General features: G+C 69.2%; 16 protein-coding genes. 9 read left to right on the forward strand and 7 right to left on the reverse strand.

Translation table 11 applies throughout. The annotated features are described in order from the left end of the window. Positions 1–116 precede the first annotated feature (116 nt). Complete coding sequence (locus tag RHOOR92_RS0105065) at positions 117–1,604, forward strand: RimK family alpha-L-glutamate ligase (protein WP_007515131.1); 1,488 nt, start codon at positions 117–119, stop codon at positions 1,602–1,604. 21 nt (positions 1,605–1,625) lie between these two features. On the opposite strand, the gene RHOOR92_RS0105070 is transcribed toward RHOOR92_RS0105065, so the two are convergent. Beyond that, positions 1,626–1,883, reverse strand: coding sequence for a hypothetical protein (locus RHOOR92_RS0105070; protein WP_007515133.1), 258 nt, complete (start codon positions 1,881–1,883; stop codon positions 1,626–1,628). Positions 1,884–1,996: 113 nt separating this feature from the next. Between RHOOR92_RS0105070 and aroE the strand changes: the two genes are divergently transcribed. From aroE to RHOOR92_RS0105085, 3 genes are all read left to right on the forward strand, one after another. Continuing rightward, positions 1,997–2,827 (forward strand): shikimate dehydrogenase, encoded by an 831-nt coding sequence (gene aroE, locus RHOOR92_RS0105075; protein ID WP_027489772.1) that lies wholly within the window; start codon positions 1,997–1,999, stop codon positions 2,825–2,827. After that, positions 2,824–3,090, forward strand: coding sequence for a YkgJ family cysteine cluster protein (locus tag RHOOR92_RS0105080; protein ID WP_015449197.1), 267 nt, complete (start codon positions 2,824–2,826; stop codon positions 3,088–3,090). Before aroE ends, RHOOR92_RS0105080 begins: the two co-directional genes overlap by 4 nt. A 112-nt stretch (positions 3,091–3,202) precedes the next feature. After that, a complete protein-coding gene (locus RHOOR92_RS0105085) occupies positions 3,203–3,754 on the forward strand; it encodes a hypothetical protein (protein ID WP_015449196.1) in 552 nt (183 codons plus the stop codon). A 7-nt stretch (positions 3,755–3,761) separates the two neighbouring features. Here RHOOR92_RS0105085 and RHOOR92_RS0105090 read toward each other — a convergent pair whose 3' ends face one another. Beyond that, positions 3,762–4,295: a gamma carbonic anhydrase family protein gene (locus RHOOR92_RS0105090; RefSeq protein ID WP_007512184.1), complete on the reverse strand. Its 534-nt coding sequence runs from the start codon at positions 4,293–4,295 to the stop codon at positions 3,762–3,764. A gap of 87 nt (positions 4,296–4,382) precedes the next feature. Here RHOOR92_RS0105090 and RHOOR92_RS0105095 point away from each other — a divergent pair, with 87 nt between their 5' ends. Next, positions 4,383–6,440 carry a M3 family metallopeptidase gene (locus tag RHOOR92_RS0105095; protein WP_027489773.1) on the forward strand — a complete coding sequence of 686 codons (2,058 nt, stop codon included), beginning with the start codon at positions 4,383–4,385 and terminating at the stop codon, positions 6,438–6,440. 105 nt (positions 6,441–6,545) lie between these two features. On the opposite strand, the gene RHOOR92_RS0105100 is transcribed toward RHOOR92_RS0105095, so the two are convergent. Then, positions 6,546–6,755, reverse strand: coding sequence for a cold-shock protein (locus RHOOR92_RS0105100; protein WP_007512189.1), 210 nt, complete (start codon positions 6,753–6,755; stop codon positions 6,546–6,548). Positions 6,756–6,977: 222 nt separating this feature from the next. Here RHOOR92_RS0105100 and xth point away from each other — a divergent pair, with 222 nt between their 5' ends. From xth to RHOOR92_RS0105120, 4 genes are all read left to right on the forward strand, one after another. Further along, positions 6,978–7,790 carry an exodeoxyribonuclease III gene (gene xth, locus RHOOR92_RS0105105; protein ID WP_027485047.1) on the forward strand — a complete coding sequence of 271 codons (813 nt, stop codon included), beginning with the start codon at positions 6,978–6,980 and terminating at the stop codon, positions 7,788–7,790. Continuing rightward, a complete protein-coding gene (locus RHOOR92_RS0105110) occupies positions 7,787–8,461 on the forward strand; it encodes a YecA family protein (protein WP_007512193.1) in 675 nt (224 codons plus the stop codon). Before xth ends, RHOOR92_RS0105110 begins: the two co-directional genes overlap by 4 nt. A gap of 92 nt (positions 8,462–8,553) precedes the next feature. Continuing rightward, positions 8,554–9,285 carry a DUF4336 domain-containing protein gene (locus RHOOR92_RS0105115; protein WP_007512195.1) on the forward strand — a complete coding sequence of 244 codons (732 nt, stop codon included), beginning with the start codon at positions 8,554–8,556 and terminating at the stop codon, positions 9,283–9,285. 103 nt (positions 9,286–9,388) lie between these two features. Beyond that, positions 9,389–10,222: a pirin family protein gene (locus RHOOR92_RS0105120; RefSeq protein ID WP_007512197.1), complete on the forward strand. Its 834-nt coding sequence runs from the start codon at positions 9,389–9,391 to the stop codon at positions 10,220–10,222. 82 nt (positions 10,223–10,304) lie between these two features. On the opposite strand, the gene RHOOR92_RS0105125 is transcribed toward RHOOR92_RS0105120, so the two are convergent. Genes RHOOR92_RS0105125 through RHOOR92_RS0105140 form a run of 4 tightly spaced genes read right to left on the reverse strand, consistent with a single transcriptional unit; the run spans position 10,305 to position 14,777 of the window. Then, positions 10,305–11,129 (reverse strand): carbohydrate ABC transporter permease, encoded by an 825-nt coding sequence (locus tag RHOOR92_RS0105125; RefSeq protein ID WP_007512201.1) that lies wholly within the window; start codon positions 11,127–11,129, stop codon positions 10,305–10,307. Continuing rightward, positions 11,126–12,019, reverse strand: a complete 894-nt coding sequence (locus RHOOR92_RS0105130) for a sugar ABC transporter permease (protein WP_007512203.1) — start codon at positions 12,017–12,019, stop codon at positions 11,126–11,128. The genes RHOOR92_RS0105125 and RHOOR92_RS0105130 overlap by 4 nt, the downstream gene beginning before the upstream one ends. Then, entirely contained in the window at positions 12,016–13,317 is a 1,302-nt protein-coding gene (locus RHOOR92_RS0105135) for a sugar ABC transporter substrate-binding protein (RefSeq protein ID WP_027489775.1), read from the reverse strand. The genes RHOOR92_RS0105130 and RHOOR92_RS0105135 overlap by 4 nt, the downstream gene beginning before the upstream one ends. Next, complete coding sequence (locus RHOOR92_RS0105140; RefSeq protein ID WP_007512207.1) at positions 13,314–14,777, reverse strand: glucoamylase family protein; 1,464 nt, start codon at positions 14,775–14,777, stop codon at positions 13,314–13,316. Before RHOOR92_RS0105140 ends, RHOOR92_RS0105135 begins: the two co-directional genes overlap by 4 nt. Between the last annotated feature and the right edge of the window lie 99 nt (positions 14,778–14,876).

Here is a 14,876-nt window from a genome sequence, read left to right on the forward strand (position 1 = left end):
GCTTCAGCGCGTGCCCTTGTGCCGTGCCGGCGCTGTGCCAAACTGCGCGTTTTGCACGCCCTGCCCCACGCTGCGCCGGGGCAGGCCCGCCATCGCCGTATCGCCCGAGTGGTGCCATGACCCGTCTGGTCATCGTTGTCGAAAAAGCTTCCGACTGGAGTTCGTACTACCCGTCCGTCGACGTGATGAGCGCGATGGACTATCTGCGCAAGCCGGTCGGCGGCGACGACGAACGCACCCACGTGATCAACCTGTGCCGCAGCTACAAGTACCTGGGCACCGGCTACTACGTGTCGCTGCTGGCCGAGGCGCGCGGGCACAAGGTGATGCCGTCGGTGCGCACGGTGAACGACCTGCGCCGGCGCTCGCTGTACGGCCTGGACATCGACGACCTCAACCAGAAGCTCACCCACTTCCTGCCGGCCGGCGGCCGCGACACCACCGATTTCGGCACCCTGGTCTATTTTGGCGAGACGGCCTACCCGGCGCTGCAGGACCTGGCCCGGCAGGTGTTCGAAATGTTCCCCTGCCCGCTGCTGCGCATCGAGTTCGAGCGCGACCGCGTGTGGCAGGTCAGCTCGATCAAGCCGGTCGGCCTGCACACCCTGGTCGACACCCAGGAGGACGCGTTCGCCGAGGAGCTCGACCGCTTCTCGCGCAAGCTATGGCGCAAGCCGCGCGCGCGGCGCCAGTTCCGCTACGACCTGGCGATGCTGGTCGACCCGAAGGAGCAGATGCCACCGTCGAACAAGAAGGCGCTGAAGTCCTTCGTCGCCGCCGGCAGGGAGCTCGGCATCGAGGTCGACCCGATCGGCAAGAACGACTACCAGCGCCTGGCCGAATACGACGGCCTGTTTATCCGCGAGACCACCGCGTCCGACAACCACACCTACCGCTTCGCCCACCGCGCCGAGAAGGAAGGCATGGTGGTGATCGACGACCCCAGCTCGATCCTGCGCTGCACCAACAAGATCTACCTCAACGACCTGATGGTCTCGCGCAAGCTGGCTGTCCCCCGTACGGAAATCCTCTACCGCGACGACAGCAAGGGCATGAAGGAAGTGGTGGCCCGGCTCGGCTTCCCGCTGGTGCTGAAGATCCCGGACGGCTCGTTCTCGCGCGGCGTGGTCAAGGTCGAGGACGAGGACGCGCTGGCACACGCGGCCAGCGGCCTGTTCCAGCACAGTGCGCTGCTGCTGGCGCAGGAATACGTCTACACCGAGTTCGACTGGCGCATCGGCGTGCTCAATCGCGAGCCGATCTACGCCTGCAAATACTACATGTCGCGCGGCCACTGGCAGATCTACAACCACGGTGCCAAGGGCACGGCAAAATCCGGCGGCTTCGAGACCATCGCGCTGAAGGAGGCGCCGGCGGCGGTGGTCAAGCTGGCGCTGAAGGCGACCCAGCCGATCGGCGACGGTCTCTACGGTGTCGACCTGAAGCAGGTCGGCAGCAAGCCGGTGGTGATCGAGGTGAACGACAACCCGTCGATCGACGCCGGCGTCGAGGACGCCTACCTCGGCGAGGAGCTGTATCTGCGCGTGATGCGGGAGTTCCTGCGCCGGATGGAGCGCAAGCGCCAGGGTGACGGCGTCCGCTGACGGAGCGGTTTCCCGGCCGCCTCAGTGCCAGGCTGCGCCGCGGACCGTGCGCCGGCGTGGCCGGCACAGCGCCAGCAGCTGCCGCGGCCAGGAGGGTTCCAGCGCCAGCAGCACGACCAGCGGTGCCCCCAGCAGCCAGAACGCCGGCGTCCAGCCGAGCAGCATGGTGTGCGCCGGCACCAGCGTGCTCAGCAGCAACGTGCCGCCACCGAGCAGCCACAGTGCGGCGGCGCCGAGCAGGCGCTGGTGGTGCGGCGAAGGCAGGACTTGCGGGCGCATGGGAGTTTTCCACCGGAAGGTGGCCGCAAGGTGCCGCGCCCCCATCTCACCGGCTGCGACGTGCAGAAAATCCGCCTTGTAGAATGGTGGCCGGACCTTCCTCGGGGATCTTCATGCCAGTCGCCCAGTTCGCCGTGTTCGGCCATCCGATCGCGCACAGCCTGTCGCCGACCATCCACCAGGCCTTCGCGCGACAGTTCGAGATCGAGCTGACGTACCGTGCGATCGACGTGGAACCGGCCGGGTTTGCCGCGGCGGTGCGACGCTTCTTCGCCGACGGCGGCCGCGGCGCCAACGTCACCCTGCCGCACAAGGCCGCCGCCTTCGCGCTGGCGGACGAACGCAGCGTGGCGGCCACCCGCGCCGGCAGCGCGAACGTGCTGGCCGCGCTGGTCGCCGGCCGGCTGGCCGCGCACAACACCGATGGCGACGGCCTGGTGCGCGACCTCACCGAGCGCCACGGGCTGGATCTGCGCGGCCACACCGCGCTGCTGCTGGGCGCCGGCGGTGCCGCGCACGGCGTGGCGTGGAACCTGCTGGACGCCGGCGTGGCGACGTTGACCATCGTCAGCCGCACCGCCACGTCGGCCGACGCGCTGGCCGACGCGATCGGCGAGCCGGCGCGTGCGCACACCCGCTACTGGTCCGACCTGGCCGGCATCGGCAGCTACGACCTGATCGTCAACGCCACCTCGGCCGGCGTGCTGGGCGTGTCGCTGCAGTTGCCGCCCTCGCTGGTCGGCGCACGCGCGCTGTGCTACGACCTTTCCTATGGCACCGCCGCCAGCAGCTTCCTGAGCTGGGCGACGGCGGCGGGCGCACGTTACGCGTTCGACGGCCTCGGCATGCTGGTGGAAACCGCGGCCGATGCGTTCGCGCTGTGGCATGGCCGGCGCCCGGATACCGAGCCGGTGTACCAGGCGCTGCGCCGGCAGTCCGCGTGAACGCGCTGGCTTGTCGCGCCGGCTGCGGCGCCTGCTGCATCGCCCCCTCGATCAGTTCGCCGATCCCCGGCATGCCCGATGGCAAGCCGGCCGGCGTGCGCTGCGTGCAGCTCACCGACGACCACCGCTGCGCGATCTTCGGTCGCCCCGAGCGGCCCGCGGTTTGCCGCCGCCTGGGTGCAGAGCCGGCGATGTGCGGCGCGGATCGCGCCCATGCGCTGGCCTGGCTGGCGCAGCTGGAAGCGGCTACGGCCGCGCGCTGAGACGGTGCCGCCACGCGGCTGAAACATGGCCCGGCGATGATGGCGGCATCCGCCGGGAGCGTGTCGATGACGCGGGCTCCAGCGTGCGGGACCGGTTTGCGCAGCAGGTGTCATGCCCCGTTTTCTTCCCGTCGTATCGCACCGATACGCGATCACGCTTGTCTGTCTGCTCCTGCTGGCCGGCGTCGGCGGCGTCTTCTGGTACACCCGGGCGACGACGAACGCCACGTTGAATGTGGCCGCACCCGCCGCGGCGGGTGCCGCAGGGGCGCCAGGCGACGACGCGCAAAGCGGCAGCGCGATCCTGCTCGGCCTGGCCCGCGACGCGATGCACGACGGGCGGCTGGTTGCGCCGGCCGGCAGCAATGCCTTCGAGTTCTACCTCAGCGTGCTGCAGCTGGAGCCGGACAACAAGACCGCCAACGAGGCCCTGCGCGAATCGTTCCCGCGAGCCTCGGAGGAGATCGAGCGCACCATCAACCAGAAGGGGCTGGACGAAGCGCGCCGCGAGATCGACCTGCTGCGCGAGTTCGACCGCGACAACTTCACCCTCGCCCTGCTCGGCGGCAAACTTTCCGCCGCGCGCAACATCGAGGCGCGGCAGCACGAGGCGGAAGCCGAGCGTATCCGCCAGGCGAACGCCGCGCGCGGCGCGGCGCTGTGACACCGCCTCAGGCGGACGCCAGGTAGGCGTCCTTCAGGCGCACGTAGTGATCGGCGGAATAGTGCAGCTGCTCGATCTGGCGGTCGCTGAGCAGGCGCACGAACTTTGCCGGGTTGCCCAGCCACAGCTCGCGCTCGCCGACCACCTTGCCCGGCGGCACCAGCGCGCCGGCGCCGACGAAGCCGTGCTTCATCACCACCGCGCCATCCAGCACGCTGGCGTGCATGCCGATCAGGCAGTAGTCGCCGATCGTGCAGGCATGCACCACCGCGGCATGGCCGACGGTGACGCCCTCGCCGATCAGGCACGGGTAGCCCGGGCCGTATGGGCCGGCGTGGGCGACGTGCACGATCGCGCCGTCCTGGATGCTGGTCTTCGCACCGACACGGATATGGTTGACGTCGCCGCGCAGCACCGCGCCGGGCCAGATCGAGACGTCGTCGCCGAGCGCCACGTCGCCGATCACGCTGGCGGCGGGGTCGAGGTAGACGCGCTGGCCGAGGCGGGGCGCGATGCCCTTGAAGCTGCGCAGGGGATTCATCCGGGCATTCTAGCGGCGCCGTCACGCCGCCGCGCTTGATTTCGGCTGGCGGGGTCGCCACGCTGGCGGCTTCGCAAAGGAGCGTCCATGAGTCACCCCAACCCGCTGCTGGCCGACGACACGCTGCCGGCGTTCGCGCAGATCCTTCCCGAACACGTCGAGCCGGCGATCGACGCCCTCCTGGCCGACTATCGCGCCGGCATCGACGCGCTGGTCGCGCCCGGCGCGCCGCGCGATTTCGGCCACGTGATGCTGACCCAGGAGCGGCTGGAGCAGCGCTTGGCGCGGGCCTGGGCGCCGGTGTCGCACCTGCATGCGGTGGCCGACAGCGAAGCCTTGCGCAAGGTCTACGGGCCGGCCGAGGAGAAGCTCACCGAGCACGCGATCGAGCTGGGCCAGAACCGCGAGCTGTACGCCGCGGTGCAGGCGCTGGCCGCGGCGGCGGATTTCGCCGCGCTGCCGCGGCCCGAGCGCGCGCTGGTCGAACATGCGCTGCGCGATTTCCGCTTGTCCGGCGTGGCGCTGGAGGAGCCGGCGCGTTCGCGCTTCCGCGCGATCGGGGTCGAGCTGAGCCGCCTTTCCACCGAATTCTCCAATGCCGTGCTGGATGCCAGCGAGGCGTGGCACGAACACGTCACCGACGAGCGCGACCTTGCCGGCGTGCCCGACTCCGGCCGCGCGGTGCTGCGCCAATACGCGGAGGACCAGCAGCTGGACGGCTATCTGGTCACCCTGAAGCAGCCCAGCGTGCAGGCCGTGCTGACCTATGCCGACAACCGCGGCCTGCGCGAGCGGGTGTACTGGGCCTACCAGACGCGCGCCTCCGACCAGGGGCCGGACGCGGGCAAGTTCGACAACGGCGCGCGCATCGAGCGGATCATGGCGCTGCGGCACGAGGCGGCGCAGCTGCTCGGCTTCGCCAACGCGGCGGAGGAATCGCTGGCGACCAAGATGGCCGCCTCGCCGGCCGAGGTGCTGGAATTCCTGCACGACCTGGCCGCGCGCGCGAAACCGGTGGCGCAGCGCGAGCTGGCGCGGCTGCGCGAGTTCGCCAGCACCGAGCTGAAACTCGACAACCTCGAATCGTGGGACGTCGGCTACGCCGCGGAGAAGCTGCGCCAGCGCGACTACGCGCTGGACGAGGAACAGCTGAAGCCGTACTTCCCGCTGCCGGCGGTGATCGACGGCCTGTTCGGCCTCGCCGAAAAACTCTACGGCATCACCCTCGCCGTGCGCGAGGGCGTCGACGTGTGGCATCCCGGGGTGCGCTACTACGACGTGCGCGACGCCGCCGGCCGCGTGTTCGCCGGTGTCTACGTGGATCTCTACGCACGCAACGGCAAGCGCGGCGGCGCGTGGATGGACGTCTGCCGCGCGCGCTTCGACGATGGTGAGCACATGCAGCTGCCGGTGGCGTTCCTCACCTGCAACTTCGCGCCACCCACCGAGGGCAAGCCGGCCCTGCTCACCCATGACGACGTGCTGACCCTGTTCCACGAATTCGGCCACGGCCTGCACCACCTGCTCACCGAGATTGCGCTGCCCTCGATCGGCGGCATCGACGGCGTGGAATGGGACGCGGTGGAGCTGCCCAGCCAATTCATGGAGAACTTCGGCTGGAACCGCGAGGCGCTGGACCTGTTCGCGCGCCACTGGCAGACCGGCGAACGGCTGCCCGACGAACTGTTCGAACGCATGCTGGCGGCGCGGCACTTCCACGCCGGCCTGTTCCTGGTGCGCCAGCTGGAATTCGCGCTGTTCGATTTCCTGCTGCACCTGGAGTACGACCCGGCGCAGGGTGCGCGCGCGCTGGCCGTGCTGGAAGACGTGCGCAAGCAGGTCGCGGTGCTGCACCCGCCAGCGTGGCAGCGCTTCCCGCACGGCTTCAGCCACATCTTCGCCGGCGGCTACGCGGCCGGTTACTACAGCTACCTGTGGGCCGAACTGCTCAGTGCCGACGCGTTCGGTGCGTTCGAGCAGCGCGCGGCAGAAGGTGGCAGCGTGATCGACCGCGCCACCGGCGAGCGCTTCCGCCACGAGTTTCTTGCCGTTGGCGCCAGCCGCCCGGCGCTGGAAAGTTTCGTCGCCTTCCGCGGCCGCAAGCCGGAACCGGAGGCGTTGCTGCGCAGCCACGGGCTGGCCTGAACACCATCGCCGGCCCGTTCACGGGAGCCCGTCAGCGGGCTCCCGTGAAGCAAAAAAAACCCGCCGAAGCGGGCTTTTTTTCAGGGGTTTGGAGTCCGTGGGACTTCAGACCGCCTGGACTTCCTCAGCCTGCAGGCCTTTCTGGCCCTTGGTGACGATGAACGTGACGCGCTGACCTTCCTGCAGGGACTTGAAGCCCGTGCCCTGGATCGCGCGGAAATGCACGAACAGGTCATCACCGCTTTCCGGGGTGATGAAGCCAAAACCCTTGGCGTCGTTGAACCACTTGACTGTACCGCTCTGACGATCCGACATGTAACTTTACCTTTGAAGCATGGAAGTGTTTGCGTCCGGGTGCGCAAGGCACGGGCCGCAAAAGAAGCAAAAATAGGAGTTTCCTCGGATTCTTGCTCGGACAGCATACACTGGAACAAGCGTTCCGGGGGGTTTTTCACCGCCTCCGTTCATCTTGGCTCGCCGCCCGGTCAAACCTGCCCGCACCGCGGGGGCCAGCGGCGCATCCCGTACAATGGCGCCATGAAGATCGCCTCGTGGAACGTCAACTCGCTGAAGGTGCGCCTGCCGCAGCTGACCCAGTGGCTGGCCGACACGCGGCCGGACGTGGTGGCGCTGCAGGAAACCAAGCTGGAGGACGCGAAGTTTCCGGTGGACGAGCTGGCGGCGGCGGGCTATCGGGCGGTGTATTCGGGCCAGAAGACCTACAACGGGGTGGCGATCCTGGCCCGCGACGGCGTCCATGACGACTTTGGCGAGGTGGTCACCGACATTCCCGGCCTGCATGATCCGCAGCGACGGATCCTCGCCGCCAGCGTCGGCGACCCCGCCTCGGGTCCGCGGCAGACGCTGCGCGTGGTGAATCTCTATGTGGTCAACGGCAAGGCGGTCGGCGACGAGAAGTACGCGTACAAGCTGGACTGGCTGGCCAAGGTGCGCGAGTTCCTGGCGCATGAGCTGGAACGCCACCCGAACCTGGTCGTGCTGGGAGACTTCAACATCTGCCCGGACGACCGCGACGTCTACGACCCGGTGGCCTGGGGCGAGGACATCCTGTGCTCGCCGCCGGAGCGCGCCGCGCTGAAGGCGATCACCGACCTCGGCCTGCACGACAGCTTCCGGCTGTTCCAGGCGGAGCCCGGGCACTACAGCTGGTGGGATTACCGGCAGGCCGCGTTCCGCCGCAACATGGGCCTGCGCATCGATCTGATCCTGATCGGCGATGCCCTGAAATCCGCCGCCACCGCGGCGGCGATCGACCGTGAGCCGCGCCGCTGGGAACGCCCCTCGGACCACACGCCGGTGACGCTGGACCTGGATCTCCGAACGACATGACTGCAAAAAGCGAATGGCCCAGCTCGCTGGACGACAACGAGCTGGATGAACTGGACCGCTACCTGCGCGCGCACACCGGCGAAGGCGACCTGCTGCTGGACGGCGTGCACGGCCTGCTCTCGGCGCTGGCAGTCGGCCCGCTGCTGGTGCTGCCGGACGAGTGGCTGCCCGAGGTGCTGCACGAGCCGTTCACCGACGAGGACGAAGGCAACCGGGTGCTGGCGCTGCTGGCCAAGCTCAACGATTCGATCGTCGCCGAGCTCGAGGTCGACGCCTACGAGCCGATCCTCGGCGAGGTCGAGCTGGAGGGCGGCCCGATGCTGTCCGCCGCCGGCTGGTGCGAAGGTTTCAGCCGCGGCATCGACCTGCGCGCCGGGCTGTGGGAGAGCCGGCTGGCCGAGGATCCGCAGCTGATGGAACTGCTCGGCCCGGTGATGGCGCTGGCGGTGGACGAAGGCATCCTCAGCGCCGACGCCGAGTTCGAGAAGCTCAGCGACGACGAATACGACGAATGCCTGGCCCAGGTGCCGGCCGTGCTCGGCGCGGTGAACCAGTATTGGCAGGCCAAGCCCGCCACCGAGGCGGAAGTCGAGGCGATGGTGCTGCAGCAGCGTCCAGCCGACGACGACAGTTCGCCACCGCGCCAGCGCAGCGGTCACTGGGTGCATTGAGGGCCGGAAATCGGATTCGGGAACCGGAGCAAACCATCGCCCGCAAGCGGGCTCCTGCAGCACCCGCGAGGTCATTCGTGACGGAACTCGGCTTGTATACCCCGCTCAACACGTTGAAGCCGGTCGCCGCCGACATCTGGATCGTCGACGGTCCGGTGGTGGCGATGGCGGCGCTGGGCCTGCGCATGCCGTTCCCTACCCGCATGACGGTGGTGCGGTTGCCTGACGGCGGGCTGTGGTGCCACTCGCCGATCGTGCCCGACGCGGACCTGTTCGAGGCGATCGATGCGCTCGGCCCGGTGCACCACCTGGTGTCGCCCAACCTGCTTCATTACGCCCACATCGCCGCGTGGAAGCGGCGCTATCCGCACGCCACGGCGTGGGCTTCGCCCGGGGTGCGCCAGCGCGCGGCCAGCCAGCGGATTGAGGTGCATTTCGACGCCGATCTGGACGACGCGCCGCCACCAGACTGGGCCGGCAGCATCGAGCAGCTGCGCTTCCGCGGCAGTCGCGTCATGCAGGAGTTCGTGTTCCTGCATGGCACCAGCGGTACGCTGATCCTCACCGACCTGATCGAGAATTTTGAACTCGCCAGGCTGCACGGCCCGATGCGCTGGCTGGCCCGGCTGGGTGGCGTACTGGATCCCGATGGCAAGGCGCCATCGGACATGCGCCTGACCTTTCTGGGCCGCAAACGCCAGGCGCGCGCTTGCCTGGCACGGATGCTGGCGTGGCGGCCGCAGCGCGTGGTGCTGGCGCACGGGCGCTGGTTTCCGGACCACGCCATGGCCGAGTTGCGCCGGGCCTTTCGCTGGCTCGACTGAGCCGGTGTCGCGCCAGCGGAACGATCCGTTCCGGTGACGCCGCTTGGATTGGAGCGCAAACAGGACCATCTTGGCGGGCATGTCTTCCCAGCCGGAGCACCCCATGAGCGACCGCCACATCACCCGCCGCATCCGTGGCATGGACACGTCCGATGGTGCCGGCGTGAAGTTGAAGCGCGTGATCGGCCAGCCGGGACTGGACATGCTCGACCCGTTCCTGCTGCTGGACGAGTTCCACTCCGACAGCGCCGACGACTACATCGCCGGCTTCCCCGAGCACCCGCATCGCGGCTTCGAGACGGTCACCTACATGCTGGCCGGCCACATGCAGCACGGCGACAACCACGGCAACCGCGGCGATCTGGTGGCCGGCAGCGTGCAGTGGATGACCGCCGGCCGCGGCATCCTGCACTCGGAGATGCCGCAGCAGGAGAACGGCCTGATGTGGGGCTTCCAGCTGTGGGTGAACCTGCCGGCGAAGGACAAGATGACCGCGCCGCGCTACCAGGACATCGGCCCCGAGCGCATCCCGCTGGTGCGCCCGGCTGCGGGCGTGGAAGTGAAGGTGATCGCCGGCACGCTGGCCGGCGCCATCGGCCCGGTCGAGGGCATCGCCACCGCGCCGGTGTACCTGGACGTCAGCCTGCAGCCGGGCGCGCAGTACACCCTGGAGCTGCCGGCCGGGCATCACGGCTTCGCCTACGTGTTCGAGGGCGAGTCGGCCCTGGTCGGTGGCGAGCAGCTGCGCCGCAGCGAGCTGGGCGTGCTGTCCGAAGGCGAGCAACTGCAACTGGCGGGTGCCGACAAGCCGTCGCGCCTGCTGGTGGTCGCCGGCCAGCCGCTGAACGAACAGGTCACCCGCTACGGCCCGTTCGTGATGAACACGCCCGAGCAGATCCACCAGGCGATCGCCGACTTCCGCGCCGGCAAGTTCTGATAAAGCAACACGCCTCTCGCGATGCCCCCTCTCCCTCCGGGAGAGGGGGCATGCAAGGAGCGCTTTGCTCCATTGGAACGGTTCAGCCCTTCACGCTGCCCAGCAGCAGGCCCTGCAGGTAATGGCGCTGCAGGGCCAGGAACAGCGCCAGCACCGGCAGCACGGTGACCACCGAGCCGGCCATCATCAGCTCGCTGTCCTGCGCGTGCTCGCGCGCCAGCGAGGCCAGCCCGATCGGCAGCGTGTAGTGCTCCTGCCCGGTCAGCGCGATCAGCGGCCACATGAAGTCGTTCCAGGCGGCGAGAAAAGTGAAGATCGCCAGCGTCACGATGATCGGCTTCAAGAGCGGCAGCACGATCCGCGTGAAAATGTGCCACTCGCCGGCGCCGTCGATGCGCGCGGCCTCCAGCAGTTCGTCGGGGATGCCGCGCGCGTACTGGCGCACCAGGAAGATGCCGAACACGCTGGCCAGCGCCGGCGCCACCACGCCGGCGTAGCTGTTGACCAGGCCCATGTATTTCAGCAGCAGGAACAGCGGCAGCATCGCCACCTGCGCCGGGATCACCAGCGCGCCGAGCAGCGCGCGGAACAATCGTTCGCGCCCGGCGAAGCGCAGCTTGGCGAAGGCGTAGCCGGCCATCAGGTTGAAGACCAGCGACAGTGCGGTGACCGCACCGGCCACCAGCACGCTGTTGAGCAGGTAGCGGCCCATGCCGGCGCGCACGAACAGCTCGCGGTAGTTGCCGAGCGTGGCATGCGCCGGCAGCAGCGGCGGCGGCAGCGCGCTGGCCTCGCCCGGTGCCATGAACGACACCGACAGCATCCACAGCAGCGGGAACAGCGCGACCACCGCGCCGCCGATCAGCAGGCCGTTGATGATCGCCTTCATCAGTCGTCGCGGACTCATGCCGGCCCTCCATCAGGATGCTCGCCGCGTCGCGACAGTTTCAGCATCAGCACGGTCGCCGCGAACATGAGCAGGAACAGCAGGAACGCCACCGCCGAGGCGGAGCCTAGGTTCCACCACTTGAAGCCGTCGTCGTACATCAGGTACAGCACGCTCACCGTGCTCTGCAGCGGGCCGCCCTCGGTCATCACGTAGGGCTCGGCGAACAGCTGGAAGTAGCCCGACACGGTAAGGATCGCCACCATCAGCAGGGTCGGTTTCAGCATCGGCAGGGTGATGTGGCGGAACTGCCGCCAGCTTGATGCGCCGTCGATGCGCGCGGCTTCGTACAGCTCCGGCGGGATCGCCTGCAGCCCGGCCAGGAAGATGATCATGTTGTAGCCGAAGTTCTTCCACACCGCGAACGCGATGATGGTCGGCATCGCCCAGTGCGGATCGCCCAGCCAGTCGATCGGGTGGATGCCGAGCAGGTCCAGCAGATGGTTCGCCATGCCGTACCTGGTGTTGAACAGGTAGCGCCAGATCACCGCCACCGCCACCACCGTGGTCACCACCGGGGCGAACAGCGCGGTGCGGAACAGCGCCTTGCAGCGCGCCAGCGGCGAGTTCAGCAGCAGCGCCGCACCCAGCGAGGCGCCCATCGACAGCGGCACGCCCACCGCCACGAAATACACGGTGTGGCCCAGCGCCGACCAGAACAGCGGCCGCTGCAGCAGCGCCCAGTAGTTGCCGAAGCCCACGAAGCGCAGGTTGCGCAGGTCGGCCAGCGCGTAGAGGTCGTAGTCGGTGAGGCTGAGCACCAGCGCGGCCAGCACCGGCAGCAGGAAAAACACGCCCAGCACGACCAGTGCCGGGGCGAGGAACAGCCAGGCGCTGCGCGGCGGCTTCACGGCGTGCGCTCGTGTGCGTGGTCGAGCACCCAGCGGCGCTTGGCCAGGATCGCGTCGGCGCGTCGATCGATCTCGGCCGCGGCCTGGTCGATGCTCAGCCGGCCGGCGATCGCCTCGGCGGCGACCAGCTGCATCTCGTTGGCGATGCGCTCCCACTCCGGCACCGGCGGGGCTGGCCGCACCTGTTCCAGCTGCTCGCGGAACGCGCGCAGTTTCGGATCGTCGCGCAGCGCACGGTCCTCCCACGAGCTGCGCCGCGGCGGCAGGTCGCCGAGCAGCTCGTAGAAGCGCTGCTGCACCGCCGGCTGCGACAGGTACTCGATCAGCTGCCAGGCGGCGTCCTTGTGCTTCGAGGCGCGGAAGATCACCAGGCTGGAGCCGCCGGCCACACCGATGCCGGCGCCGTCGGGGCCGGGCAGCGGCGCGGTGGCCCAGTCGTCCTGCTGCGATGCCGGGAGGCGCGAGCGGAATTCGCCGAGGTTCCACGGCCCGGACAGGTAGAACGCGTACACGCCGCGGCCGAATTCCGTCCACGGGTTGCCGGCCTCCACGTTGGTGATCGCCGGCGCCTGCTGCAGCTTGAACGTGTCGACGTAGAAGCTCAGCGCGCGCTTGAAGCCGGCGCTCTCGAAGTTGCCGTAGCGGCCGCCGTCGCGCAGCAGCGGTTCACTCTGCTGCAGCGCCAGCGACATCAGCTGCTCGTACTCGTTGGTCGGCAGCAGGATGCCGTAGCGGTGCCGCGCCGGCTCGCTCAGCGCGGCGAGCTGGCGCCGCCACTCGGCCCAGTTGCGCGGCGGCGCGGCGAAGCCGGCGGCCGCAAGCAGATCCTTGCGGTAGAACAGCAGCCGCGTGTCGACGTACCACGGCACACCGTACAAGGTGCCGTCGATCACGTTGGTGGCCCAGATGCTGGCGAAGTAGTCGCGCGGTTGCACCACAGCCGAGGCGTCCACGCGTGCCTGCAGCGGTTCCAGTGCCTGCAGCGCGGCCAGCTCGGGCAGCCAGGTGTTGCCGAGCTGGCTGAGGTCCGGCGTGGAGTTGCCGGCGAACGCGGTGAGCAGCTTCTGGTGCGCCGCGGTCAGCGGCAGCTGCTGCACTTTCACCGTGATGCCCGGGTGCGCGCGCTCGAACGCCGGCAGCAGCTGGGCGATCGCCTCGCCCTCGCGGCCGATGGTCCAGAAGGTGAGTTCGTGTCCCGCCGGTGCCGGTGAACAGCCGCCCAGCAGCACGCTGCCCGCGGCGATCGCGGCCAGCCACCGACCGCGCCACGGCCGCCGCGGGCGCCCGCCCGGTTTCATTTTTCCGCGGCCCCCGCGTCCAGCCAGCCGCCGGCGAAGCCGGCGCGTTGGAGTCCCCGGCGGATGTACGGATTCTTCTTCATCACGTTCCACACGAAGTCGCTGCGCCAGTTCTCGATCATCAACACGATCGGACCCTGATCGATGCCCAGGTACACCGTGTCGACCCAGCCCATCGGCAGCAGTTTGCCGGTACGCAGTGGAGTCTGCACGTGGAAGCTGGGGTTGAACGCGTCGACGAAGCCGTACTCGCCGTAGATGGCCTTGCCGTAGCGGCGCTTCATTTCTTCCAGCGCCGGGATCACCAGCTCCGGCGCGAACGCGATCGAGCCGGCGGCGGCGGTCGGCGCGATGGTGCCGTCGTCGACCAGGTAGCCGAGTCCGGCGCCGCGCGCGGTGTAGCCGTGGAACGCCTCGCGCCGGCCGTGGCCTTCCACCACGAAGCCGCCGGGGCCGTTGCTGGCGGTCAGCCCCCACACGTTCGGGCCGTAGCCGCTCCAGCGGCCTGGGTTGGCGATGGCGTAGTTGCGCTGGGCGATCACCGCGCGGCGGCTGTTCTCGAAGTAGTCCAGGTCGTGCGCGCGGCTCCAGGCGTCGCGGATGCCGCGGAAGTCGATCCACGCATGGCTGTACTGGTGGCCGAACAGCGGGCCGAAGTTCAGCAGCTGCTGGCCTTCGAACCTGCCCCAGTGGCGGTCGTAGGTGCGGGTCCATGCGCGCCAGGCGTCGCCGTCGACCGGGTGGGTGGGCGAGCCCAGCGCCAGCACGTACAGCAGCATGGCCTCGTTGTAGCCCTCCCAGTCGCTCGGGATGAAGCGGCCGCCGGGTGTCCAGCCCATGCTGATCAGTGGCGGGCGCGCCTGCGCCCAGCGCCAGTCGACGCGGCGGTAGATGCGGTCGGCCAGCACGCGGATCGTGCGTTCGGTCGGCGTGTCGCGGTCGTAGTACGACTGCGCGAACAGCACGCCGCCGAGCAGCAGGGTGGTGTCCACCGTGGACAACTCGGTCCAGCGCGCATAGCGCTTGCCGCTGCGCATGTCGAGGAAGTGGTAGAAGAAGCCGCGGTAGCCGCTGGCCTCGTCCTCGCTCGCGTTCTGCGGCGCGGTGTCGAAGAAGCGCAGCGTGGCCAGGGTGCGTTCGATCGCCTGCGCGCGGCTGATGTAGCCGCGCTCCACGCCGACGCCGTAGGCGGTCAGGCCGAAGCCGACCGCGGCGATGCTGGAAAACGACTCGCCGGGATAGTGATCGGGGACCAACCCGTTGGCCGGGTTTGCGCTGTCCCAGAAGAAACGGAAGCTGCGCTGTTCGAGATCGTCGACCAGCGCCGGCACGACCGGCGCGCGGGCCTGGGTGACGGCGGCGGGCTGCGCCTGCCACGCCGGGCTGGCCGGGGCCGCGAGGATCAGGGCGAAACCGAGCAGTAGCGAGAGCAGCCACGCGGGCCGTGGAGAAAGCGTCATGAGGGTCCGCCGTAGGGTGCGTTTGCAGCCGCACGAACCCGCAGCTTCACACGGATTCACGGGGCCATGCAGACGTCCGCCCGCAATCTGCGGGCGGAC

Source organism: Rhodanobacter sp. OR92 (genome assembly GCF_000427545.1).
GTDB classification, from domain to species: domain Bacteria; phylum Pseudomonadota; class Gammaproteobacteria; order Xanthomonadales; family Rhodanobacteraceae; genus Rhodanobacter; species Rhodanobacter denitrificans.